16 protein-coding genes and 2 pseudogenes are annotated in these 21,116 nt (G+C 69.7%); 5 read left to right on the top strand and 13 right to left on the bottom strand.

Annotated elements, in window-relative coordinates; translation table 11 throughout:
- Both ACWGH4_RS11505 and ACWGH4_RS11510 read left to right on the top strand, forming a co-directional pair.
- Nucleotides 1-665 (top strand): methyltransferase family protein (locus ACWGH4_RS11505; protein ID WP_453458755.1); only part of this gene is annotated, 665 nt, incomplete at its 5' end.
- 1,219 nt (nucleotides 666-1,884) lie between these two features.
- A complete protein-coding gene (locus ACWGH4_RS11510; RefSeq protein WP_453458799.1) occupies nucleotides 1,885-2,034 on the top strand; it encodes a hypothetical protein in 150 nt (49 codons plus the stop codon).
- A 73-nt stretch (nucleotides 2,035-2,107) separates the two neighbouring features.
- On the opposite strand, the pseudogene ACWGH4_RS11515 reads toward ACWGH4_RS11510, so the two are convergent.
- The 4 genes and pseudogenes from ACWGH4_RS11515 to ACWGH4_RS11530 all read right to left on the bottom strand — a co-directional run.
- Nucleotides 2,108-2,276: pseudogene (locus ACWGH4_RS11515) on the bottom strand (IS256 family transposase); the annotation flags it as partial.
- A gap of 28 nt (nucleotides 2,277-2,304) precedes the next feature.
- On the bottom strand, nucleotides 2,305-3,345 hold the full coding sequence (locus ACWGH4_RS11520; protein WP_453458758.1) for an ABC transporter ATP-binding protein: 1,041 nt from the start codon (nucleotides 3,343-3,345) through the stop codon (nucleotides 2,305-2,307).
- Nucleotides 3,342-4,928, bottom strand: coding sequence for an ABC transporter permease (locus tag ACWGH4_RS11525; RefSeq protein WP_453458761.1), 1,587 nt, complete (start codon nucleotides 4,926-4,928; stop codon nucleotides 3,342-3,344). The genes ACWGH4_RS11520 and ACWGH4_RS11525 overlap by 4 nt, the downstream gene beginning before the upstream one ends.
- A 5-nt stretch (nucleotides 4,929-4,933) precedes the next feature.
- Complete coding sequence (locus ACWGH4_RS11530) at nucleotides 4,934-5,953, bottom strand: iron ABC transporter substrate-binding protein (RefSeq protein ID WP_453458764.1); 1,020 nt, start codon at nucleotides 5,951-5,953, stop codon at nucleotides 4,934-4,936.
- Nucleotides 5,954-6,167: 214 nt separating this feature from the next.
- On the opposite strand from ACWGH4_RS11530, the gene ACWGH4_RS11535 reads away from it, so the two are divergent.
- A complete protein-coding gene (locus ACWGH4_RS11535; protein WP_453458767.1) occupies nucleotides 6,168-8,732 on the top strand; it encodes an AMP-binding protein in 2,565 nt (854 codons plus the stop codon).
- Between the two features lie 349 nt (nucleotides 8,733-9,081).
- Here ACWGH4_RS11535 and ACWGH4_RS11540 read toward each other — a convergent pair whose 3' ends face one another.
- From ACWGH4_RS11540 to ACWGH4_RS11555, 4 genes and pseudogenes are all read right to left on the bottom strand, one after another.
- Nucleotides 9,082-9,306: a hypothetical protein gene (locus ACWGH4_RS11540; protein ID WP_453458770.1), complete on the bottom strand. Its 225-nt coding sequence runs from the start codon at nucleotides 9,304-9,306 to the stop codon at nucleotides 9,082-9,084.
- A 570-nt stretch (nucleotides 9,307-9,876) separates the two neighbouring features.
- On the bottom strand, nucleotides 9,877-10,392 hold the full coding sequence (locus tag ACWGH4_RS11545; RefSeq protein WP_453458773.1) for a hypothetical protein: 516 nt from the start codon (nucleotides 10,390-10,392) through the stop codon (nucleotides 9,877-9,879).
- A 93-nt stretch (nucleotides 10,393-10,485) separates the two neighbouring features.
- Nucleotides 10,486-11,151 (bottom strand): DUF4097 family beta strand repeat-containing protein, encoded by a 666-nt coding sequence (locus ACWGH4_RS11550; RefSeq protein ID WP_453458776.1) that lies wholly within the window; start codon nucleotides 11,149-11,151, stop codon nucleotides 10,486-10,488.
- 436 nt (nucleotides 11,152-11,587) lie between these two features.
- Nucleotides 11,588-11,867: pseudogene (locus ACWGH4_RS11555) on the bottom strand (HNH endonuclease); the annotation flags it as partial.
- Nucleotides 11,868-12,057: 190 nt separating this feature from the next.
- Between ACWGH4_RS11555 and ACWGH4_RS11560 the strand changes: the two are divergent.
- A complete protein-coding gene (locus tag ACWGH4_RS11560; protein WP_453458779.1) occupies nucleotides 12,058-12,549 on the top strand; it encodes an SRPBCC family protein in 492 nt (163 codons plus the stop codon).
- Nucleotides 12,550-13,259: 710 nt separating this feature from the next.
- On the opposite strand, the gene ACWGH4_RS11565 is transcribed toward ACWGH4_RS11560, so the two are convergent.
- Genes ACWGH4_RS11565 through ACWGH4_RS11585 form a run of 5 tightly spaced genes read right to left on the bottom strand, consistent with a single transcriptional unit; the run spans nucleotide 13,260 to nucleotide 19,150 of the window.
- Entirely contained in the window at nucleotides 13,260-14,675 is a 1,416-nt protein-coding gene (locus ACWGH4_RS11565; protein WP_453458782.1) for an MATE family efflux transporter, read from the bottom strand.
- Between the two features lie 5 nt (nucleotides 14,676-14,680).
- The gene (locus ACWGH4_RS11570; protein WP_453458786.1) at nucleotides 14,681-15,718 is read right to left on the bottom strand and encodes a cysteine synthase family protein; all 1,038 of its coding nucleotides are present in this window, start codon (nucleotides 15,716-15,718) and stop codon (nucleotides 14,681-14,683) included.
- 26 nt (nucleotides 15,719-15,744) lie between these two features.
- The gene (locus ACWGH4_RS11575; protein WP_453458788.1) at nucleotides 15,745-17,100 is read right to left on the bottom strand and encodes a Y4yA family PLP-dependent enzyme; all 1,356 of its coding nucleotides are present in this window, start codon (nucleotides 17,098-17,100) and stop codon (nucleotides 15,745-15,747) included.
- The gene (locus ACWGH4_RS11580; RefSeq protein ID WP_453458791.1) at nucleotides 17,091-18,113 is read right to left on the bottom strand and encodes an ornithine cyclodeaminase family protein; all 1,023 of its coding nucleotides are present in this window, start codon (nucleotides 18,111-18,113) and stop codon (nucleotides 17,091-17,093) included. Before ACWGH4_RS11580 ends, ACWGH4_RS11575 begins: the two co-directional genes overlap by 10 nt.
- A 41-nt stretch (nucleotides 18,114-18,154) precedes the next feature.
- Nucleotides 18,155-19,150, bottom strand: coding sequence for a TauD/TfdA family dioxygenase (locus ACWGH4_RS11585; RefSeq protein WP_453458793.1), 996 nt, complete (start codon nucleotides 19,148-19,150; stop codon nucleotides 18,155-18,157).
- Nucleotides 19,151-19,507: 357 nt separating this feature from the next.
- Between ACWGH4_RS11585 and ACWGH4_RS11590 the strand changes: the two genes are divergently transcribed.
- Nucleotides 19,508-21,067 carry an ABC transporter substrate-binding protein gene (locus ACWGH4_RS11590; RefSeq protein ID WP_453458796.1) on the top strand — a complete coding sequence of 520 codons (1,560 nt, stop codon included), beginning with the start codon at nucleotides 19,508-19,510 and terminating at the stop codon, nucleotides 21,065-21,067.
- Nucleotides 21,068-21,116 lie beyond the last annotated feature (49 nt).

Here is a 21,116-nt window from a genome sequence, read left to right on the forward strand (position 1 = left end):
CAGAGGTGTACCTGCTGCACGCCCGCACCCGGGGCGAAGCGGTGAGCGGCTGGGCCTGGACGGCACTCGTCCTCTACTTGGGGTGGGCGGGATTCGCCTGCGGCGTCCGCGCCCTCCTGCAGCTCCGTCGTACCGGAGACGCGGGCTTCCGCGGCATCTCCGGCCGTCCGGGCGAAGCCTCCTGGTGGGTCGGCGTGCTTTTCGTGACCGCCCTGCTCGGTGGCACCGTCGCTCCCGTGGCCGCGCTCGCCGGACTGCCCACCGCCGCCGTCACCGCCGTGCAGTGGACTGGACTGGTAGTCACGCTGGCGGGGATGGCGGCCACCTTGGCCGCGCAGACGACTACGGGGGCCTCCTGGCGTGTGGGGGTGAATGCGGGCGAACGCACCATGCTGGTCACCGGTGGCCTGTTCGCGCACGTCCGCAATCCCGTCTTCACGGCCATGGCCGTCACCGCTCTCGGCCTGGTCCTGATGGTCCCGAGCTGGGTCTCCCTCCTTGCCTGGCCTGCCTGGTCGCCGCTGTCCAGCTCCAGGTCCGCGTCGTCGAGGAGCCCTACCTCAGGGCCGTGCACGGCCCTGAGGTACGCGGCCTACACCACCCGCACCGGACGCTTCTTCCCCAAAAGCGGCCGACTCACCGCCCAACCGGACTGGGGCAACTGACCGCCCGCACGCTCGGCAGGGTCCCGGCGTCGAGTGCCGTCGGGGCCTTCAGCCGTCTTTGTCCTCGGCGTCCTCGACAGCGTCGGGGTCTCGGAGGGGACGCAGGCCCCGGCCGGGACCGCTGTCCTTGATGTTGAACAGATAGCGGCCCCGGCCTCCACCCGCTCCATCCCCCGCCCCATCGTCGTGCCCATCGACTTCGCCGGCGGCGTGCGCAGCCGCTCCAGCTCCCGGAAAACCTCAGGCCTGCGGCGACCTTGACGACCCATCCGCCCTCGAATGGGCGGCCGAACGGATCGGCGAAGCCCTGCTGCGGCAGCCCGTGGACGACGACGCGGAGCAGGCCGCCCTCACCGCGTTCCGAAGCGCGCGCAATGCGGGCGATCGGACCCTGAGCACCCGGCGCCGCGACGACTGGCGCCCGAGGCCCCGGAAGCACCGCTGGGCGCGGACCGGAGCGGTCGCCCTCCTCACAAGCGCCCTGCTGGGCGGCATCGCCTTCGCCTCCATCGGCGTGGTGGATACGCGGCAGCACGACACTCCCAAGACCGGTACCAGCCCCAGCACTCCGCCGACGCACATGCCCCGGGAGCAGAGCTCCTCTTCCACTGGGCCCAGCACGGCACCGGTCACTCCCCCGCATGCCAGAACGGCCAAGCACGTCGAGGCGCACTGCCGCGCCTACGAGAAGGTGAAGAACCGTGGCCACGCTCTTGACGCAACGGCATGGCAGCGCCTCATCCGGGCCGCAGGCGGCGAGCAGCACGTGGCTGCCTACTGCGCCCAGCTGACGGGGGCAGCAGACAAGGCCACTTCGTCGCCGACGAAGGCGACCAAGACCGGGAAAGGTCACGGCACACCGGGCGCAAAAGGTAAGCCGTCAAAGGGGCCCTCCCAGCCAGTCCTAGGCAGCGTCCGGTCCGACTCGCGAGCCAAAGCCGCCGGTTCAGCGCGGGCCAGAGACCAGTGGAGACCCGGGCTATCCGGAGACCGTCGTTTTGCTCTTGGACCACGCAGCGGACATCGACGCGGTGATGCAGGGCAGGACAGCTCTCGAGTTGGCGGTCGCCGGCGGAAAGTGAGAGATGGCGCGCAGGCTACTCGGCCGCTGCGCAACACCGACGACGTATGCCCCGGCCATGGCCACAACGGCGAACGGCAGTCGCCCAGAGAGTTACGCGCGCGTCGTCAACGCCTTCCATCCCGCAAGGCGTGAGGAATGACGTCAGTCATCCACTTCAACGTGCTCGCCGTGCTCGGTGCCGCGGTCGCCGTTTGGGCCGCTCTCGCCGTACCGGCCGTGCCGCCGCTGCCCAAGCAGCGTCAGATTCCGCAACCGGGGCAGGACTGTGACCAGGATCAGCGGTAGAAAGGGCCCGATTGCAGCCAATGGGCCGGATCCTTGTCGCTCTTGGGAAAGGTCGGCCCGAAGGCATACGTCCGGACTTCCATCGGCTGGTCCAGCGGGGCTGTTCCTTGCCGGTGGGATCTATCGACGATGCTCCGCGTGTAGACGCACTTCAGCGTGGCCTGTTCGTCGGGGAAGTAGCAGGGTGCCTTGACCGCCGGGCAGATCCGCGCGTTCACGGACTCGATAGCGTTGGTCGCGCACCGGCCGACGTACAACTGAGCACAGGCATCACATGGCGTGGAGGGTCGCCTCCCCCGTCACCTCGATGCCCATCCGCTCGCCGGGGCGTACTGCAGCCTGGCCGGGGACGCGGACTGCGATGGCCCCGTCGATGCCGTCCACGGCGACGGTGACCATCGCATCGTGGCCGTAGAAGCGTACGTCGGTCACCATGCCACCGGCTTCGGCCGCGTCCGGGTCGACCAGACGAAGTTGCTCGGGGCGGAGCACCACCATGCCTTGGCGGAGCTCGCCGGTGGGTGCCGTGAGCGGGATGCTACCCAGGCCGGTTGTCACGCTGTTGTGGTCCGCGGTGCCGGTCACGAGTACCGCGTCGCCCACGAATGCGGCGACCCAGGGGTCGGCGGGCCGACGGTAGACCTCGTGCGGTGTGTCGCACTGGGCCACCCTGCCGCCGCGCACGACGGCGACGAGGTCGGCGGTGGAGAGTGCCTCCTGCTGGTCGTGGGTGACCAGCAGCGCCGTGGCACCGGTGGCCTGCAGGGCTGCGCGCACGTCGGCCCGCACGCCGGTGCGCAGGGCGCTGTCGAGGGCGTTGAACGGCTCGTCGAGCAGGACGAGCGCCGGCTCAGGAGCCAGCGCCCGGGCGAGGGCGACGCGCTGCTGTTGGCCGCCGGAGAGTTCGTGCGGCATGCGGTCGCCGTAGCCGGACAGGCCGACGAGTTCGAGCATTTCCTCGGTGCGGCGCCGCCGGGTGGCGCGGTCGGCGCCGGGGAGGCCGAAGGCGACGTTGCGCGCCACGCTGAGGTGCGGGAAGAGCGCGCCCTCTTGGGGGACGATGCCGATGCGGCGCTGCTCAGGGCGAAGGTGCACGCCGGGACCGCTGATCGTGCGTCCGCCGATGGTGAGAGTTCCGGAGTCGGAGCGCAGGAAGCCGGCGATGATGCGCAGCAGGGTGGTCTTGCCGCATCCGGAGGGGCCCAGCACGGCTGCCAGGGCGCCCCGGGGCACGGTGAGGTCGAGGCCGTCGAGGACCGGCGCACCGGGGCCGTACGCCTTGGTCAGGCCGGTGATGTTCAGGTCGGTCATGTGCGGTGCCTTCCGAGGAGGTAGGACGGGACGGCGGCCAGCAGGATCAAGGCGGCGGCGTAGGGGGCCGCGGCGGCGAACGATCCGGTGCCGGTCTCGGTCCAGAGGCGGGTGGCCAGAGTGTCCATGCCGGTGGGGCGCAGAAGGAGGGTCGCGGGAAGCTCCTTCATGCAGACCACGAAGGTGAGAGCAGCTCCGGCGGCTACGCCCGGGGCGGCCAGCGGCACCGTCACCTCGCGCAGCACCTTCAGGGGACTGCGCCCGAGCGAGCGGGCGACGTCTTCCAACACCGGGGGCGACTGGAGCACGGCGGCGCGCGTGCCGGCCACGGCAACGGGCAGGAACAGCACCGCGTACGCGCAGACGAGGAGCGGCAGTTCCTGGTAGACGGGCTCGGCGTAGCGGACGGCGAAGAAGACCAGGGACAGGGCGACGGTGATGCCGGGGAGGGCGTGGCCCGCGTAGGCGGAATGCTCCAGCAAGGTGGCAGTGCGACCGCGGTGGCGGGCCGCGATCACTCCGACCGGCAGTGCGAGGAGCGTCGTGAGCGCGGCGCCTGCGGCGGCGACGCCGAGTGTGGTGGCGGCGGTGTCGGCGAGCGCATCGGGTTCCCACGTCGCGGAGTTGCCGACAGCGAGCCAGTAGCCGCAGGTAGCCAGCGGTGTGAGGACGGCGGCACAGGTGACCACCACGCACCAGCCGACCGCGGGGAGTCGCCACCGACCGAGGGCCAGGGTTACGGCCGGGCGTGCGGTGCCGGTGCCGGTCCGGGCGTGGCCCGCACGGCCACGGGTACGCGCCTCCGCGGCGACGAGCGCGATCGTCATCACGACCAGGACGACGCTGAGAGCGGCGGCCGGGGTGCGGTCGAAACTGGCCCGGTAGGAGGTGTAAATACCGCGGGTGAAGGTGTCGTAGCGCATCAGGGACACGGCGCCGAAGTCGGAGAACACGTACAGCGCGACGAGTACGGCGCCGCCGGCGGCCGCGGGGCGCAACTGCGGCAGGGTGACGCGCAGGAAGGTCTTGAGCGGGCCGTTGCCGAGCGAGCGGGAGACCTCTTCCTGTGCCGGATCGGTGCCGCGCAGGGCGGCGGTGACGGGGAGGTAGACGTACGGGAAGCTCACCAGTATCAGGGCAACGGCTGCTCCCGCGAAGCCTGCGAGGGCGGGGAAGGCGGACAGCCAGGCGAACCCGGCGACGTAACTGGGCACTGCCAGCGGCAGGGTCACCAGCACCGACCAGGCCCGGGCGCCGGGCAGGGCGGTGCGGACGGTGAGCCAGGCGAGCGAGACGCCCAGAACCAGGCAGGCGGCGACGACTACGGCGGCCAGTCCCAGGCTGCGGCCGAGGAGTTGGGCGGTGCGTTCGTCGGCGATGACGTCCCAGGCAAAAGCCGGGCCGTGTTCCAGGGAGCGGATCGCGAGGTAGCCGAGGGGCAGGAGCGCGAAGACGGCGGCGACGCCCGCCGGGACGAGCAGAGCGGCCGGTGGACGTCCGGCACGCGACCGCCCGGCCGGCGGGGTGGCGCCGGTCGGGCGGGCGGCCGGATCCGTCTGCGCGACGGGATCCGCGGGATGCATACGGGTCACACCATCCCGACGTCCTGAAGCATCTTCAGGGTCTCCTGAAGCGATTCCAGCTTGCCGAGGTCGATCGTGGGCGAGTCGAGGGAGGCCAGCGGCGGCAGGCCCTTGACGGTGCTGGTCACGCCCGCGGCCAGCGGGTACTCCTTGGTGTCCTCTGCGAAGTACTTCTGTGCCTTCTCCGACAGCAGGAAGTCGACGGCCTTCTGTGCGGCCGGGGCTTGGTCGCTTCCCTTGACGATGCCGACGCCGGCGGTGTTGACGAGGGCACCGGGATCTCCGCCGGGCAGGAAGTGAATCTTCGCCTTGACCTTGTTCTCGCCTTCCTCGGCGACCCGCTCGTACCAGTAGTAGTGGTTGATCAGACCGAGCGAGACCTCGCCCTCGCCGACCGCATCGAGGACCTTGAGGTTGTTTTCGTAGACCTTGGGCTCGTTGGCCTTCAGACCCTTGAGCCAGGCGCGGGTGGCGTCGTCGCCCTCCAGAACTCGCATGCCGGTGACGAATGCCTGGAAGGAGGCGTTGGTCGGGACGTAGCCGATCTTGCCCTTCCACTCCGGCTTGACCAGGTCGTGGACGGTGTCCGGGGCCTTGGCGACCTGGCCGGGATGGTAGGCGAGGACGCGGACCCGTCCGGAGGTGCCCACCCAGTCGCCCGCGCTGCCGCGGAATGCCGGGTCGACCTTGTCGAGCGACGCCTGGGGCAGCTTCTGCAGCAGGCCCTTGGTGGACAGGGCACCGAGTGCGCCCGCGTCCTGGGAGAAGAAGAGGCCGGCGTTGGTCTTGGCGCCCTCTTCCTGGATCTGGGCCGCGAGTTCGGCGCTCTCGCCGTACCGGACGGCGACCGTGGTACCGACGGCCTTCTCCAACTCGTCGAGGAGCGGCTTGACCAGCTTCTCGTTGCGGCCCGAGTAGATCACGAGCCCTGCGTCGTCCTCGTCGACGCCGCAGCCGGCGAGGGCGGGGAGAAGGAGTGCCGCCGCGATGAGCGCGGTCAAGCGTCGGGCCAAGGGGCGTGGCATGGGGAGCCTTCCTGCAACAGCAGCAGAGAACGAGAACGCCCCAATAAGTAAGGTAAGGCTTACTAAAGGTCAAGGGTGATACACACAACAATTCGGCTCCGCCGACGCATCGGCGGAGCCGACCCTACCGCTTGCTTTCCTGTGGATCTTCCATGAGTCACCTGTGACTTTTCTGTGACTATCCGGCCAGGTAAGGCTTTCCTAAGATGCGCCCGTGACAGTCCTTCCCGACCTGCTTTCAGGCAGCAAGTCCGTCCCGTTCGTCCTCGGCCTCGCCGCCCACGGCGAGGCGACGGCGGTCATCACGGCCGACGGCCGGATCAGTTACGCCCAACTCGCCGACCGGGTGGCCGTGATGGCCCGACGCCTCGGCAGCCGACGCCGTCTGGTCATGCTTGTCGGCGCGAACGCCCTCGACGCCCTCGTCATCCACCTCGCCGCCCTCGCGGCCGGGCACCCCCTCCTCCTGGCGCCGGGCGGCCACGACGAAGCCGTCAAGTCCCTGATCGACGCGTACGACCCGGACGTCGTGGCCCACCCCGAGGGCAGCGCATGGGTGCTCGACGAGCGTCGCCCGGCTTCGGTCCACGACCTGCACACCGACCTCGCACTACTCCTGAGCACCTCGGGTTCGACCGGATCCTCGAAGCTCGTGCGACTGTCCCACGAGAACCTCCAGGCCAACGCCGAGTCCATCGCCGACTACCTCGGAATTCGCGACACCGACCGCGCCGCGACCACCCTGCCCCTGCACTACTGCTACGGCCTGTCCGTCGTACACAGCCATCTCCTGCGCGGCGCCGGGCTGATCCTTACCGACCTGTCGGTCGCCGACACCTGCTTCTGGGAGCTGTTCCGGACCCACCGCGGCACGACTCTCGCCGGGGTCCCGTACACCTTCGACCTCCTCGACCGGGTCGGCTTCGCATCGATGGAACTCCCCCACCTGCGCTACATCACCCAGGCCGGCGGACGACTCACCCCCGACCGGGTCAAGCGCTACGCCGCGATGGGCCGCTCCGCCGGCTGGGAGCTTTTCGTGATGTACGGCCAGACCGAGGCGACCGCCCGCATGGCCTACCTGCCCCCGCACCTCGCCGAAACCCACCCCGCGGCGGCCGGCATCCCCATCCCCGGCGGCTCCTTCCGGCTCCGGCCGCTACCCGACCAACCCGAGGAGAACACCGGCGAGCTGGTCTACACCGGCCCCAACGTCATGCTCGGCTACGCGCACACACCGGAGGACCTCCGGCTGGGCCGGACCGTGCACGAGCTCCACACCGGCGACACCGCGCGCCGCACCACCGAAGGGCTCTACGAAATCACCGGCAGACTCAGCCGGTTCACCAAGATCCTCGGACTGCGCATCGACCCCCAACAGATCGAGGCGATGCTCGCACGCGATGGCGTCACCGCCCTGTGCACCGGTGACGACGAAGCGCTGTCCGTGGCCGCCGTCGGAACCGACACCTCCACGGCCCGCCGGATTCGCACGCTCGTCGCCGACGAATGCGGCCTGCCGGCCCGTGCGGTCCACGTACACATCGTGGCGGACCTCCCCCGCCTGCCCACGGGCAAGCCCGACTACCGAGCCGTGCGTGCACTGAGCCACCCGGCCGCCGCAGCCCGTACGGAAGGCACCCTTCCCCGGGGTGACCGCCCTGAGGATCTGTGCCGGCTCTACGCCGAGGTGCTCGACCGGACGGATGTGACGGCAAACTGTTCCTTCGTCAGTCTGGGCGGGGACTCGCTCTCGTACGTCGAGATGTCCCTCCACCTCGAAGAGCGGCTCGGCCACCTGCCGGACCACTGGCACACGACGCGGATCAAGGACCTCCGGGCGTCCGGGCCGTCGGACCGCCCGTCTCGCACGCGAAGGCTGGAGACCAGCGTCGCCCTCCGTGCCCTGGCGATCTTCTGCATCGTCGGTTCGCACATCCACGTGTTCGGCGTCAAAGGCGGAGCACACGTCCTGCTCGCGGTCGCCGGATACAACTTCGCCCGCTTCCACCTCACCACCGCAGACCGGCGCGTTCGCGTACGGCGGATCTGGACCAGCATCACCCGCGTCGCGTTGCCCAGCATGACCTGGATCGGCTTCGTCCTTCTCCTCAACGACGACTACACACTCGCCAATCTCTTCCTGCTCGACAGTGTCTTCGGGCCCGAGGACCTCAAGACCGGCATGCACTTCTGGTTCATCGAGGCCCTGGTCTACATCCTGATCGCGGTGGTCGCCCTGATCTGCCTCCCCGTCGCCGACCGGGTGGAGCGCCGCTTCCCCTATGCCCTGCCGATGAGCCTCGCGGCCCTGGGGCTCCTCACTCGATACGACCTCGTCGGCCTGCCCCATCGCACCGAGATGCCCGACGCGGTCACCGTGTTCTGGCTGTTCGCGCTCGGTTGGGCAGCGGCGAAGGCCGACAACGTACGCCGCCGACTGTTGGTCACCGCCGCGGCACTGGCCACCGTGCCGGGCTTCTTCCCCGGCGACCCCGGCCGGGAAGCAATCATCCTGGCCGGCTTCCTGCTTCTGGTGTGGGTGCCGACCCTGCCCAGCCGGGAGCGCCTCAACCAGCTGGCAGGACTCCTGGCGACCAGCTCGCTGTACATCTACCTGACCCACTGGCAGATCTTTCCGCTGATCGACGGTTTCTCGCGGCACCTGGCCTTCCTCGCCGCGCTCCTCTTCGGCATCGTCTACGCCATCGGCGTGAGCCGACTGATGAAGGTGCTGCACGCCCTGCGTCACGGCGGGCGTGTCCGGCGTGTGCAGTGAATCGAGCATGCTGTTACTGCGGGGTATGGCGCGATCGATGTACGGCCGGTGAGCGTTCCAGTCGGCCCGGATGAGCACCTCAGGGCGGTATGCAGGGCTGCGGGGCGAGGCGGCCGGGCAGCGGGGGCAGCTTGGCCGTCGGCTGTCTTCCGTTGCGGTCGCCGCTACGGTCCCTTTCCGGGGAGGCGGCTGGGCGGTTCGCTGCTGCCCTTCCCGGCGGGCGCTGGGAATATGCTGCGGCCGATGACGGCCACGGCCTGCTCCGTGTGCCCCTTCAGCCACTGCTGAGGTGTTGCCGGCAACCTTGTGCGATCACGGCCGTGACCGTGAGCCATGTCGGGTTGCTTTCTCAGGGGCGTTCCTCCGTGAAGCCCTCCACGCCGTAGCCGCCCAGCATCTCCAGTGTCTTCTGCTTGATCAACCCCGACATGTGCGGGAGGGCGTTGTACACGACCTGCTCCGACTCGAGGAGCTGTTCGAGGACTTGGAAGTACACGGCTCCGCTGGTGTAGTGGCCGGCGAGGGGGTGCACCTGTGCGCAGAAGGTTGAAGCACCTTTTGACCAATTCGCCATCAGGGTCGCTCTTACGCAGTTCGGGCAGCAGGACGCCCTGTGAGAGCACTTCCAGCAGGTGATCGTAGAGATCAAGTCGAGTGTCCTCGACCGGGATGCGCCCGCCTGGTGCCAGGCCGTACATCTCCTCGATCAGCGGGCGCGTCTCGGGTATGGCCTCCGCCAGGCGGCTCAGCACGGCATCGAGCTCCATAGAGTCCCTCCAAACGGTCCTGCAGACCTCAGAGGGCCGCTTTGTCGGCAGCTTCGCACGCCCTGGGCCAGTTCGTCGGCGATGGCTGCCGCGACGCGGGCAATGCCGACCGGAGGCATGCGGGCCGCGATCGGCCGATCACGGCTGCTACCAGCGGGAGTTGACGAGAATCTGCGGCCCTCGGTCATGCGCGCGCTGTGACGCTCGGCCTTTCAGCGTCGGTTGGGCACGCTGGAGCTGGACGCACGCCCCAGCGGCAACAGGATGACCTTGAAGCGTGAGCGAGCCGGGGCTCATTCAGGTCGAGTGAGTCGCAGGCGTGACGACCGGACGGACAGCTGGTCAAGGACTGCTGGCGCCACGCCGGTTGTGCGTTGTCAGGAGAGGGCCACGGCGACCAGGGCGACGGTGGAGCCGGCGAAGACCACCGTGTTGCGGAGGTAGGTCTGAGCGCGCACCCAGCGGGGAAAGGCGTCCTCGGCTGCCCGGAGGAAGGGGGCGACTTCGACACGGGCCAGCTCCGGGTCGCCCTTGCGGCGGAATGCCGCCTCCACGGACTGCACCGCGGTGAGGTTGCTGTAGACGATTACGGCGTTCATCACCACCAGGGAGGAGAAAATCCAGGTCAGCAGCTGGGCCTGGTCAGCGCCGGCGAAGTTCAGGGTGGCGATGACGGTCATCACAGCTGCGACGGCCGCCGGAGCCGCGGTCTCGTGGCCGCCGGCGTCGAACCGGAGCTTCTTCTCCTCCAGCACCTCCGGGCGAACGTCCTGGCGGCGGAGCTCGGTCACCGCGGCGGCCTTGGCGGCGGGGCCGAAGCGGTGGCGGACCAGCGGGATGCTGAGGAACGCGGCAGCGACCGACAACTGCATGACGGCGGCGAGGGTGTTCACGGGAGCCTCCTTCGACTTGCACATAGTTCACTACGACGAAGTGACGGTAGACCGCGTGCTCCTCAGAGGCTGTGGGTCAGAGGCTGCGGGCGTTCAGAGGCTGCGGGCGACGATGTCGCCCTGGGAGGTGGTGGCTCGGATGTCGAGATCGGCGGTGCCGTCGTTCTTGAGGGCGTTGCTGATCCGGCCGTAGGAGGTGCCGGCGTCCAGGGCGGCCGAGACACCGGCGGCGGCGGTGACCGAAATGTCGCCGGACTGGGTGCTCAGGACGACGGTGCCGCGCATCGCCTCGGCGATCCGGATGTCGCCCCTCGTGGTGCTGATCCCTGCGGAGCCGCCCAGCCGGCCGACCTCGACGTCGCCGTCGATTGCGGTGAGGCGGACGCTCGCGGCCTCATCGATCTTGATCTGGCGGTAGGCGCCCTCGAAAGCGACGTCGCCGAGCCGGCCGACGCCGCGGAGCTCGGCGCCGGCGGTCTTGGCCTCGACGTGGGAGCCGGCGGGCAGTTGGACGGTCACCTCCAGGGATCCGGAGGGGCCGAAGAGCTCGTTCTTGGGCTCGAGGGTGTGAATCCGCAGGACACCGTCGGCGTAGGCGACCGTGGTCTGCTCCGCCGCCTTCACGTCGCGGCCCTTGGAGGGGTTGGCGGGCAGGACCTCGACGATGGTGTCGGCGCGGTCGGCGGCGATGAACTGGATCCGCCCGGCGGGGATGTCGAGGACGGCGGAGACCGGGGCGGGGGTGTCGAACTTCTGCATCGTGCTCTCCTTGCACTCGTTGTTTCCGATGCCAGAAAGCTACGTTGCATTCACGGCCCCGGCAGCAGATTCGTTGCATATGCAAGCCATTCACGCAGGTGAGAGCCGATTAATCGTTGCAACGGTTCTGAACGTAACGCAACGTCAGCCAGTCGATCGTTGCAATGGGATGGGGGTGAACGCTATGCCCAATGTGCGCACCGCGGAAGCCGGGCGCGTGAGCAGCTGGGAGCAGCATCCCCGGCTCAGGCGCAGGGCCGGGCACGGGTCCCTCGGGTCGTCCCGCCGATCATCAGCGGTCCGGGCGAGGCCAGTCGCTTGTCAGACCCGCCGTCCAGGGGCCGCCTTCGATCCCCCAGCGTGTACGTCCTCACCCGCCGATCGGCCCTCCCTGGGGGCTCAGATTCACCGCCACCGCGCTGACAGTGCTGCAGCTCTACTGGGCCGGCTGGTGGTCGATGACGGTTTCCTCGCAGGGGCCGTCAGCGAAGGTCTTGAGCGCATCGAGCTCGGCCTTGTCGACGGCCAGGCCCCGGCGGAGCTTGGTGCTGATCCACTCGCCGATGTAGCGGCAGTACTGCTCGGACGCGGGCGGGAGCCGGGTCCTGGTCTGCCTTGGACCGGTTGGTGCGGGCCGTGACGGCGACCAAGGAAGTAGCGGCAGCCTGGTCGTTGGCCTACGCCTCGCGCTTCGCTGCGGTCCAGGCGAAGGCTCCCAGAGTGGTTCTGCGCGCGGAGGTGGGCACTGGCTGCTCGGCGAACAGGACCGACAGGCACAAGAACTGGAGATACTCGCCCCGTACCTCGCTACCCTTTACTTTACGGACACAGAATGCAGCGCCCTCAGCCGAGGAGCACGACGAGCAGTACAAAAGCAGGTTGTCCCCACAGGAAATGATGCGCACCATGAGATACACCGTCTCCATCGAGATCGCCCTGCCGCGGGAGAAGGTGGTCCAGCTGCTCGCCGACCCGGCACACATGCCGAAATGGCTGCGGGGCCTGGTGCTGCACGAGCCGCTGAGTGGGGAGCACGGGCAGCTCGGCACCAAGTCGCGGGTCGTGATGCAGATGGGCCAGCGGAAGATCGAGTGCACCGAGACCATCACACGCCGGGAACCGGCAGATCTGCGCCAGATCCCGAAAACGAGCGTCGTTCACTTCGACCGCGAGATCGTCGGCGAGGGCATGTGGAGCGCCGTGCGCGACCGGCTGACCGAAGCCAGCACGGAAACGACGCTCTGGGAGAGCGAGAACGAATACCGGTTCAGCGGCTTTCTGATGAAGCTGGTGGGACTTCTGATGCCCGGCGCCTTCCGGAAGCAGTCGCAACAGCACATGCAGGACTTCAAGGCGTTCGCCGAGCAGGGAAGGGACGTCCGCGAGGCGACGGACTGATCTGCCGTAACCGCTCAGGCGTCTGACGGCGTGGCATGTTGATCTTCCCTTCGTTCGTAGATGACCGCTGGGGCAAGCTCCACCGGCGCTGTCTGGAGATGACCGTTGCCGAAGGTGGCGAGGCCGGCGCTGCGGCGCGCGAAACGCTCCACACCATCCAGGCATCCGGCCGGAGTGGCTGGCGATCCGGGCCGCGCTCACCCGGCCGGGCCGGCCGCTGTAGCTCAGCCTGCCTCGGGGCCGCGAGCCCCCAAGGGAACGCCCAGAGCTGGTTCAGCGGTGGCTGTCTCCGGGCGCAAGCAGACTCGTCACCTCGGCGATCCCCTCGGCGGACGGCTTGAAGTTCCGCCTTCCGATGGCTTCGAACAGCGGCAGCACCACTTGGGCGGGCGCGGCGCCCGGGAGCGGAACGGCCGCGGCGGCAGCCGCCTGAGGTGCGGCCGTGCCCCGGCCTGAGCGGGCAGGGCAGCAGGAAGCAGGCCCATCGTGCCCACCCGCTTCTCTCATCAGGGCCGGAACGGGGAAGCCGCCACCAGGACGGCGGACCATCTGACCGGCCACGCGACGGGGGCGCTGCGATGCTGCAGCAGGTGCTCGCTCTGCTTCCACCTCCTCAGTTGTGACCTTGGCCGGCTCCGATTGCTTGGGGAATGGCGGCGGGCGCCCCCCTGATCCGGCCGATGATGCTGCATGTATCCGGCATCAGTCGGTCAGGCGGTCGCCGCTTGTCTGGTGTCCGCGGGATGGGCTGTTCGGGTCGCGAGGCCGCGGTGGTAACGGCGCAGGAGGAGGAGGGCGGTGGCGGCGAGGCCGGTGAGGAGGCCGAGCCAGACGCCGGTGCTGTCGAGGCCGGTGAAGTGGCCGAGGAGCCAGGTGGCGGGGAGGCCGATCAGCCAGTAGCCGACGAGGGTGACGTGGAAGCCGCCCTTGGTGTCGTCCAGGCCGCGCAGCAGCCCGACGCCGATGTTCTGGGTGCAGTCGAAGAACTGCAGGACGGCGGCGATGAGGAGTAGGTCGGTGGCGATCGCGAGGGCCTGTGTCTCGTCCGGGGAGAGGAAGGGGCGCAGGACGAGCTCGGGGGCGAGGAGGTAGACAGCGCCGACGAGGGCCATGACCGCGGCGGCGCAGGCCAGTGCGGTGTTCTTCAGGCGGCGTGCGGCGTCGATGCGGCCGAGGGCGAGTTCCCGGCTGACATTGATGGACGCGGCGTGGGAGAGGCCGACGGCGATCTGGAAAACGAGGTAGACGAGCTGGTTGACGGCTGTGTGGGCGGCGAGGGCGGCGCTGCCGAAGGTGCCGACGATGAGGGCGACGACGAAGAAGAAGCCGGCCTCGGAGCCGTAGGTGGCCGCGATCGGGGTGCCCAGGCCGGTGAGACGGCGGAGCGTGGCCGGGCGGGTCTTCCAGACGCGGATGTCGAGGAGGGGGGCGAGGGTGGTGTCCCGGGCCGTGAAGGAGTAGAGGGCCAGGCAGGTCAGGAGGTACACCAGGGACGTGGAGACACCGATGCCGGGCAGGCCCAGCTTGGGCAGGATCCAGGTGCCGTGGATGAGGCCCCAGTTGAGGGCGGCGTTGACGGCGATGGACGCGATGGTGATCTGGAGCAGGGCCTGGGGGCGGCGCATGCCGACGGTGAACTGCCGGAAGGCCTGGAACCAGAGGCAGGGGATCAGGCCCGGCGCCATGGCGTAGAGGACGGGGGTGGCCGCGTCGACCACGGTGGCGTCCTGGCCGAGCCAGGCGACGGCGTGGCCGATGGCGATCATCAGGACGGCGCCGGCGAGGCCGGCGAGGGTGGCGAGGGCGAGGGCGGCGCGGACCAGGTCGCGTACGTCCTCGTCGGCCTCGGCGCGTGCCGCATCCGTGTCGGCCGCTTCGGCGCGGGCGGCCGCGGCGGCCACCTGGTTGCCGACGGCGGTGACCATGCCGACGCCCATGGTGCGGAGCTGGTTGAAGATGACCATGGCGAGGCCGCCGGCCGCGAGCGCCTCGGCGCCCATGAGGCCCATCATCACCGTGTCGGTGGTGGTGAGGGCGACTTGGGCGAACTGGGTGAGGGCGAGCGGTACGGCCAGGGTGGCGAGGGCCCGGCTGTCGGTCAGCAGGGTGCGTATGGGTGTCGGCATCGGTGTCAGTTCCCGCGGAGCTTGGTGAGCAGTTCGTCGATCTCGCGCTCGACCGTGGGGTCGATGAGGTCGCGAGCGTTCATCCAGTCGTCGTTGAAGACGGTGTCCATGTACTTCTCGCCGCCGTCGTTGACGAGAGCGACCATAGTGGTCTCCGGGGGGAGGGTCGCCATGCGGGTCAGTGCCTCGTACACGACGCCGCCGGCCGAGCCGCCGATGAGGAGGCCGGTCTTACGGGCGACGACGCGGGCGGTGGCGAAGGCTTCGATGTCGCCGACCTTGACGCCCTCGTCGATGAGGTCGAAGTCGACCAGGGCGCCGATGGTGGCGCCTTCGGGGGTGCCGGTGCCGGACTGGTAGTAGTCGTGGGCGGGGCCGCCGAAGGCGATGGAGCCCTTGGGTTCGACGCCGACGATGCGGACGTCGGGGACGGTGCGGCGCAGTTCGAGGCCGGTGCCGCACAGGCCGCCGCCGGTTCCTACGGCGCCGATGAGGATGTCGATGCGGCCGTCGAGGGCGGCGTCCAGTTCGCGTCCGACGGCGTAGTAGCCGACGGCGTTGGCCGGGTTGTTGTGCTGCTCGGTGAAGATGGCGTTGTCGTCCTCGTCGGCCATCTTCTCGGCGAGGTCCTCACGGGCGGCGGTGGCGAGTTCCTCGGTGCCGTCGTCGACGACGTAGACGAGTTCGGTGCCCATGGACTTCATGCCGCGCAGTTTGTCGGCGGCGGCGTGGTTGTCGACGACGGCGGTGAAGGTGTAGCCGCGTTCGGCGGCGATCACGGCGAGGCCGAGGCCGGTGTTGCCAGAGGTCGACTCGATGATGCGGCCGCCCGGGCGGAGTTCGCCGGCCTCCTCGGCGGCGTCGATCATGGCGCGGGCCATGCGGATCTTCGCGGTGCCGGTGGGGTTGAACTGTTCCAGCTTGAGCAGGAGGCGGCTGCCGTTCTCGGTGTGGCACAGCTCGAAGAGGGGGGTGCAGCCGATGAGGTCGGAGACGCGGCTGACGACGGCGGGGCGCGTCAGGGCCTTGTGCGACGGGGACATGAGGGGCTCCAGGGGTGAGGGCGAGGTCAGGCAGGCGGGCGGCGGTCGAGACGCCAGCGGGTGCGTCCGTCTGTCTGGTCGACGACGACCTTCGGGGGGAGGGGAAGGTCGTGGAAGGGCGACTCGTTGGAATCCATCTGGTATCCGGCGGTGTTGGGGTAGGCGAGCAGGTCGCCTGGGCGGGGCCGTACAGGGAAGGCCACCTTGCGCCAGGTGAGCATGTCCGACTCCAGGCAGGTCGCCCCGCCGACACAGGCGCGCACCGGTTCGCCGGCCGGTTCCCGCGTGCTGAGCAGCATCGGATCGGGCAGGTACTCGCTGTTGAACCACTGCTCGGACAGGCTCAGGCTGGTGCCGTCCACGGTGAGGATCGCGTAGCCGTTCCGTTCCTTGACGCCCTGGACGCGGAAGATCGTGCAGCCGGCCCGGTCAAGCAGGGCGCGGCCGGGTTCCATCAGGAGCATGACCCCCGCCTCGCGGAGCCGGTCCGCGAGCGGGGCGCCACTGCCGGACGGCCGGGTGGCGAGGACCGCCCGCAGCGCGTCGGCGCCGGCGACGGGCGAGTGGTACGGGTAGAAGTCGGCCTCCGTGAAGGACTTGCCGGCGTGGTAGTCGCCGGGGCCCTGTGCCATGAGGAAGCGTTCCCAGTCGCCGGCTGACGCGTAGTCGACGGCGAAGCCGCCGCCGATGCTGACCCGGTCGGCCTGCAGGCCCATGACCCGCGCCTTGAGGCACAGGTCGACGAGTTCGCCGGCGAGGTCGGCGCGGGGCTGGGTGGCGTAGCCGGACAGGTGGAAGGAGAAGCCTTCCATCCGTACGGAGTCGGCGGCGTCCGCGCACCGCTCCAGCGCCGTGGCCAGCTCGGCGTCGTCCAGGCCGAAGCGGCTGTGCGGCTGCGCCGGGGGGAGGCGGCGCAGCAGCAGGCGGGCCGGGCGGGTGATCGTGGTCAGCGAGATGACCCAGTCCAGTTCGTCGAGGGCGTCGACGGCGATCAGGCAGCCCTGCAGGACGGCGACCCGCAGCAGGTCGTCGGCCTTCGCGGGGCCGGTTACCACGATGCTCTCGCCGCGCACGCCCTGTCCGAGCGCCTCGCGCAGCTCGCCGAGGGAGGCCACGTCGACACCCGTGCCGTTCACGGCACACTGCTCGATCCACGCCGCCGCCTTGTTGGCCTTCTTGGCGTAGTACACGCGGCCGTCGACGCCCGCCTCGTCGAGGGCGGTGCGGAAGGCGGTGACGTTGGCGTCGAAGCGTTCGGGCAGAAGCAGATGGAACGGCCCGCCGAAGGCGTACGCCAGATCGTGCGGCAGTTCGCCGGCCAGGATCGCGTCGAGCTTCGGATCGGGGTGGGCCGGCAGGCTCGGCGGGGGCGTCACTGCCACAGCGGTACCCGCGTTCCGGCGCCCTGGGCGAGGGCTAGCTGCGCGAAGCGGTGTCCGAGCGCGATGTCGGTGACGACGAGCCCGCTGTTGTACGCGAAGATGCTCTGGCCGGCATCGGTGCGCCCGGACGCACGGCCGGCGAGCACCTCGGGGAACTCGGCGTCAACATCGCGCAGTTCGCCGTTCGCGTCGGCCATGTCGGTGCCGGTGACCTTCATCTGCGCGGCGCTGGTGGCGATGACCCGGTCGGCGCGGTGGAGCGTGGAGGGCCCGATGCCGTGACCGACGAGGATGCATAGGGCGGCGGGCTTGAGCCAGCGGGCCTCGACCTCGGCGGGGGTGTTGGGGCCGGCGGTGGCGACGACCACGTCGGCCGCGCCGGCGGCGGCGCGCAGGTCGTCGACGATCTCGACCTGGCGGTCGGGCAACTGAGCGTGGAACTGCTCGCGTACGGCGCGTATGCCGTCGCGGTGGGTGCCGTAGACCATCAGCCGGTCCAGCTGCGGCATGGTGGTCAGCAGGAACGGCAGAGCGAGCCGGCCCTGGGTACCCGTGCCGATGACAAGCGCGGTACGGCTGCCGGGTGCGGCGAGTTCGCGGGCGAGGAGGGCGGAGACCGCAGGGGTGCGCAGGGCGCCGATGCGGCCGCAGTCCATCATGGCGACGGGCAGGCCGGTCACGTCGTCGTAGATCGTGAGCGCGGTGTAGTAGTGCTGCTTGTCGCGCTCCTCGTGCAGACCATGCTTGTACGAGGTCTTGATGGCGACGACGTTGCGTACGCCGTCGCGGCCGAGCATCGCGTACGAGACGGAATGGCCGTCGGCCGGCTTCACTGTCAGCTTGCGGGGGTTGTCCGACTGGCCGTCGGCCAGGGTGCGGTAGGCCTGCTCGACGACGTCGACGACGTCGGTCAACGTGATGTCGATGCCGGCGATGTCGCTGGTGCTGAGCACGCACAGGCTCTTGTCGTCGGAGAGTTCGGCGGCTTCGGTGAGTGCGGTGTGGGCGGTCATGGGGTTCCCCCTTCGTCCGGTGGTGGGAAGGCGCGGGCGGATTACGCGTAGGCCTGGATCGCGGCTTGGCCGTAGCCGTGCTCGTGCGCCTCGGCGGCGGGCCGGGTGCGGCGGCCGGCCACCCGCACGGAGGCCCGCTTCAGCCAGCGGTCGGTACCGTCGTAACGAGCCTGGAAGGGCACGCGGCCGTGCACGACGAGGTCGTTGTCGACGACGAGGACGTCACCGGGCTCGAGGTTGACGGCCACGGACACGCGGGCGAGTTCGTCCTCCAGCCGACCGTAGGCGGCGCGGTGTTCGGGAGTGGCGTCGTCGAGCGGCGTGTAGGCGGGGTCGAAGCGGAGGGTGAGGCCGTCCCCGGAGTCCCACACGGTGGGCACCTTCGGCGGCAGGCCGTCGAAGCCCTGCGCCTCGGCGTAGGCGTCGTCGGGCAGGATCGGCAGCTCCGGGCGGGCCAGCAGCGCCACGTCCTCCTCGGCGAGCCGGGCCTTGCGGATGCTGGCCGCGGTGGTGGCGATCCGGTCGTGGTTGCGCATGCAGCCGAGCATCAGCAGGTGGGCGCGGCCGGGGTGGAAGGCGTCCTCGGTGTGGGGGCTGAGCAGGACGGCGCTGCTGGCGCCGGTCTGCTCCTGCTCGTGGCCGGGGCTGGGGACGATGTTGTGGACGAACCGGCCGTCCTGCTGGCCGGCCCAGGCGATGGGATTCCCCATCACTGTGGAGAGCAGCAGCAGTATTACGTCCCACACCGCACCGCTCTCGCCTGCGGTGGCCCAGCTCAGCGGCGTGGGGCCGATCTCGGCGTCGTCGACGGGCAGGCCGCGCAGCACGAACAGGCCGTCTGCTGTGTCGACCGGGCGGCAGTGGTGACGAATTGTTTCGCTCAGGTCGGCCGCCGTTTCGGCGACGCGCTCCAGCAGCTCCGGTCGGGTGGCGGAGCTGCCGCACTCGTCGAGGATCTTCTGCGCCGCTTGGGTCAGTTCGTCGATCGTGGCGGCATCGAGCGGACGGACAGGGGCGGGTGCAGGCGCCGGAGTCATGGCTGAGGTGTTCCATTTCCGTTGCGAGGCGTGCGGGAGGGAACCGGGTGCGAGGCCGGAAGAAGGCATGCCAGACAAGGCCCCCCGGACGAAGCGGGGCCCTGGGTGACGTGGCCGCGTCAGTGGCCGAACGGAACGTAGCAGCGCGCATCAGGTAAGGCAAGCCTTACCTTGGGGTACCAAGTCGGCTTCGCCGGACGGTAGTTCACCGTTAAAGCGCCTGGTCAAGACCAATGCGAAGAGCGTTTCGGACATTGCGAACAGTAAGCGACTCGCCCCTTGCCACGGGTGCAACTCTTAGGGTGGGCACACCTAAGTAGAAAATGATTGTCAGGCCGAACGAGCAAGGACAGACGCGTGGAACTGAATCGACGGCAACTGCTGTGGGCCGGTGGCGGCATCGGCGCGGCGGCCCTGCTGGCCGCCTGCGGAGCCGACAGCGACACGTCGTCCCCCGACGCCGCCAAGAACAGCACTGCCAAGCCGAAGGCCGGCGGCACGCTGCGCGTCGGCGCGCTCGGCCGGGCGAACGCCATCACCCGTGATCCGCACGGCAGTCAGGCCAACGAGAGCGACTACCTCATCCTCTCCCTCGTCTACGACACGCTCACGATCCCCGGCGCCAAGCCGAACACCCTCCCCCGCCTCGCGGCCACCTGGACGTCCTCGGACGACATGAAGACCTGGCGCTTCACCCTCGCCAAGGGCGCCAAGTTCCACGACGGCACCCCCGTCACCGCCGAGGACGTCGTCTTCTCGCTCCGCCGGCTGCGCGGCACCCCCTCCGGCGCCTCCCGCCTGCCCGGAATCCAGGCCAAAAACATCAAGGCCGAGGGCACGGACACCGTCGTCCTCGTCTCCGACTACGCCAACGCCGAACTCCCGCTGCTCATGCGCCTGACCACGTTCGTCGTCAAGAACGGCACGACGGACAAGGAGATCGAGAAGGCGCCCGGCACCGGCCCGTTCAAGCTGGAGTGGTTCCGCGGCGGCAACGCCCGCCTCGTCCGAAACGACGACTGGTACGGCGGCAAGGTCCTCCTCGACGCCATCGAGGTCAAGATCTTCGAGTCCCCCCAGGCCCTGGCCAACGCCCTGCTCGCCGGGCAGATCGACGTCGCCTCCAACGTCGGCGCCGTCGCCGCCCGCACCGCCGAGAAGCGCAAGGACGTCCAAGTCGTCCGCCGCCCCAACGACATGGCGATGCCCATCGTCATGCGCACGGCCGCCGGTTCGCCCTTCGCCGACCCGAAGGTCCGCGAGGCGCTGCGTCTGGCCGTCGACCGGGAGGCCATGGTCAAGCAAGTGCTGTCCGGGTACGGCTCGGTCGCCAACGACATCCTCGGCACGGGCGACCCCGGCTACGCCAAGGACCTCCCGCAGCGCACCCGCGACCTGGCCAAGGCCAAGTCGCTGCTCAAGGAAGCCGGCTTCGACCTGTCGAAGACGTACGAGCTCCTGACGACCGAGGACATCCCCGGCCTCGCCGAGACGGCCACGCTCTTCGCCACCCAGGTTCGCGAGGCCGACGTCAAGATCAAGGTGGTCAAGCAGGAGTCGGGCACCTTCTGGGACAAGACCTGGCTCAAGGGCGACCTCTACACCACCTACTGGGGCACCAACGACTCCGTCGTCTTCTACGCCAGCAAGGTCCTGGTCTCCGAGAGCGGCCAGAACGAGACCGGTTGGGAGAACCCCGCCTTCGACACCGCCTACCGCAAGGCCATGGCCACCAAGGACCCCGCGGCCCGCGCCAAGCTGCTGCACGAGGTGCAGAAGCTCCAGTACGACGCCTCCGGCTACCTGCTGTGGGGCATGGCCGACGGCATCGACCTCGCCACCGTCGCCGTGCAGGGCCTGCCCACGCTCCCCGGCTACGGCCGGGTCCAGCTCGAGCGGGCATGGCTGAACCGCTGACGGACACCGCCGGGCAGCCGGGTGCCGGGACGGCCGGAGGGAAGACCTC

It is taken from the genome of Streptomyces sp. NPDC054847 (assembly GCF_053610925.1).

What these genes read in the sequence shown, in the direction of transcription:
- ACWGH4_RS11560 (WP_453458779.1), top strand. Translation starts at nt 12,058, where the DNA reads ATGAGATACACCGTCTCCATCGAGATCGCCCTGCCGCGGGAGAAGGTG.
- ACWGH4_RS11550 (WP_453458776.1), bottom strand. Translation starts at nt 11,151, where the DNA reads ATGCAGAAGTTCGACACCCCCGCCCCGGTCTCCGCCGTCCTCGACATC.
- ACWGH4_RS11565 (WP_453458782.1), bottom strand. Translation starts at nt 14,675, where the DNA reads ATGCCGACACCCATACGCACCCTGCTGACCGACAGCCGGGCCCTCGCC.
- ACWGH4_RS11530 (WP_453458764.1), bottom strand. Translation starts at nt 5,953, where the DNA reads ATGCCACGCCCCTTGGCCCGACGCTTGACCGCGCTCATCGCGGCGGCA.
- ACWGH4_RS11520 (WP_453458758.1), bottom strand. Translation starts at nt 3,345, where the DNA reads ATGACCGACCTGAACATCACCGGCCTGACCAAGGCGTACGGCCCCGGT.
- ACWGH4_RS11580 (WP_453458791.1), bottom strand. Translation starts at nt 18,113, where the DNA reads ATGACCGCCCACACCGCACTCACCGAAGCCGCCGAACTCTCCGACGAC.
- ACWGH4_RS11585 (WP_453458793.1), bottom strand. Translation starts at nt 19,150, where the DNA reads ATGACTCCGGCGCCTGCACCCGCCCCTGTCCGTCCGCTCGATGCCGCC.
- ACWGH4_RS11570 (WP_453458786.1), bottom strand. Translation starts at nt 15,718, where the DNA reads ATGTCCCCGTCGCACAAGGCCCTGACGCGCCCCGCCGTCGTCAGCCGC.
- ACWGH4_RS11525 (WP_453458761.1), bottom strand. Translation starts at nt 4,928, where the DNA reads ATGCATCCCGCGGATCCCGTCGCGCAGACGGATCCGGCCGCCCGCCCG.
- ACWGH4_RS11510 (WP_453458799.1), top strand. Translation starts at nt 1,885, where the DNA reads ATGACGTCAGTCATCCACTTCAACGTGCTCGCCGTGCTCGGTGCCGCG.
- ACWGH4_RS11540 (WP_453458770.1), bottom strand. Translation starts at nt 9,306, where the DNA reads ATGGCGAATTGGTCAAAAGGTGCTTCAACCTTCTGCGCACAGGTGCAC.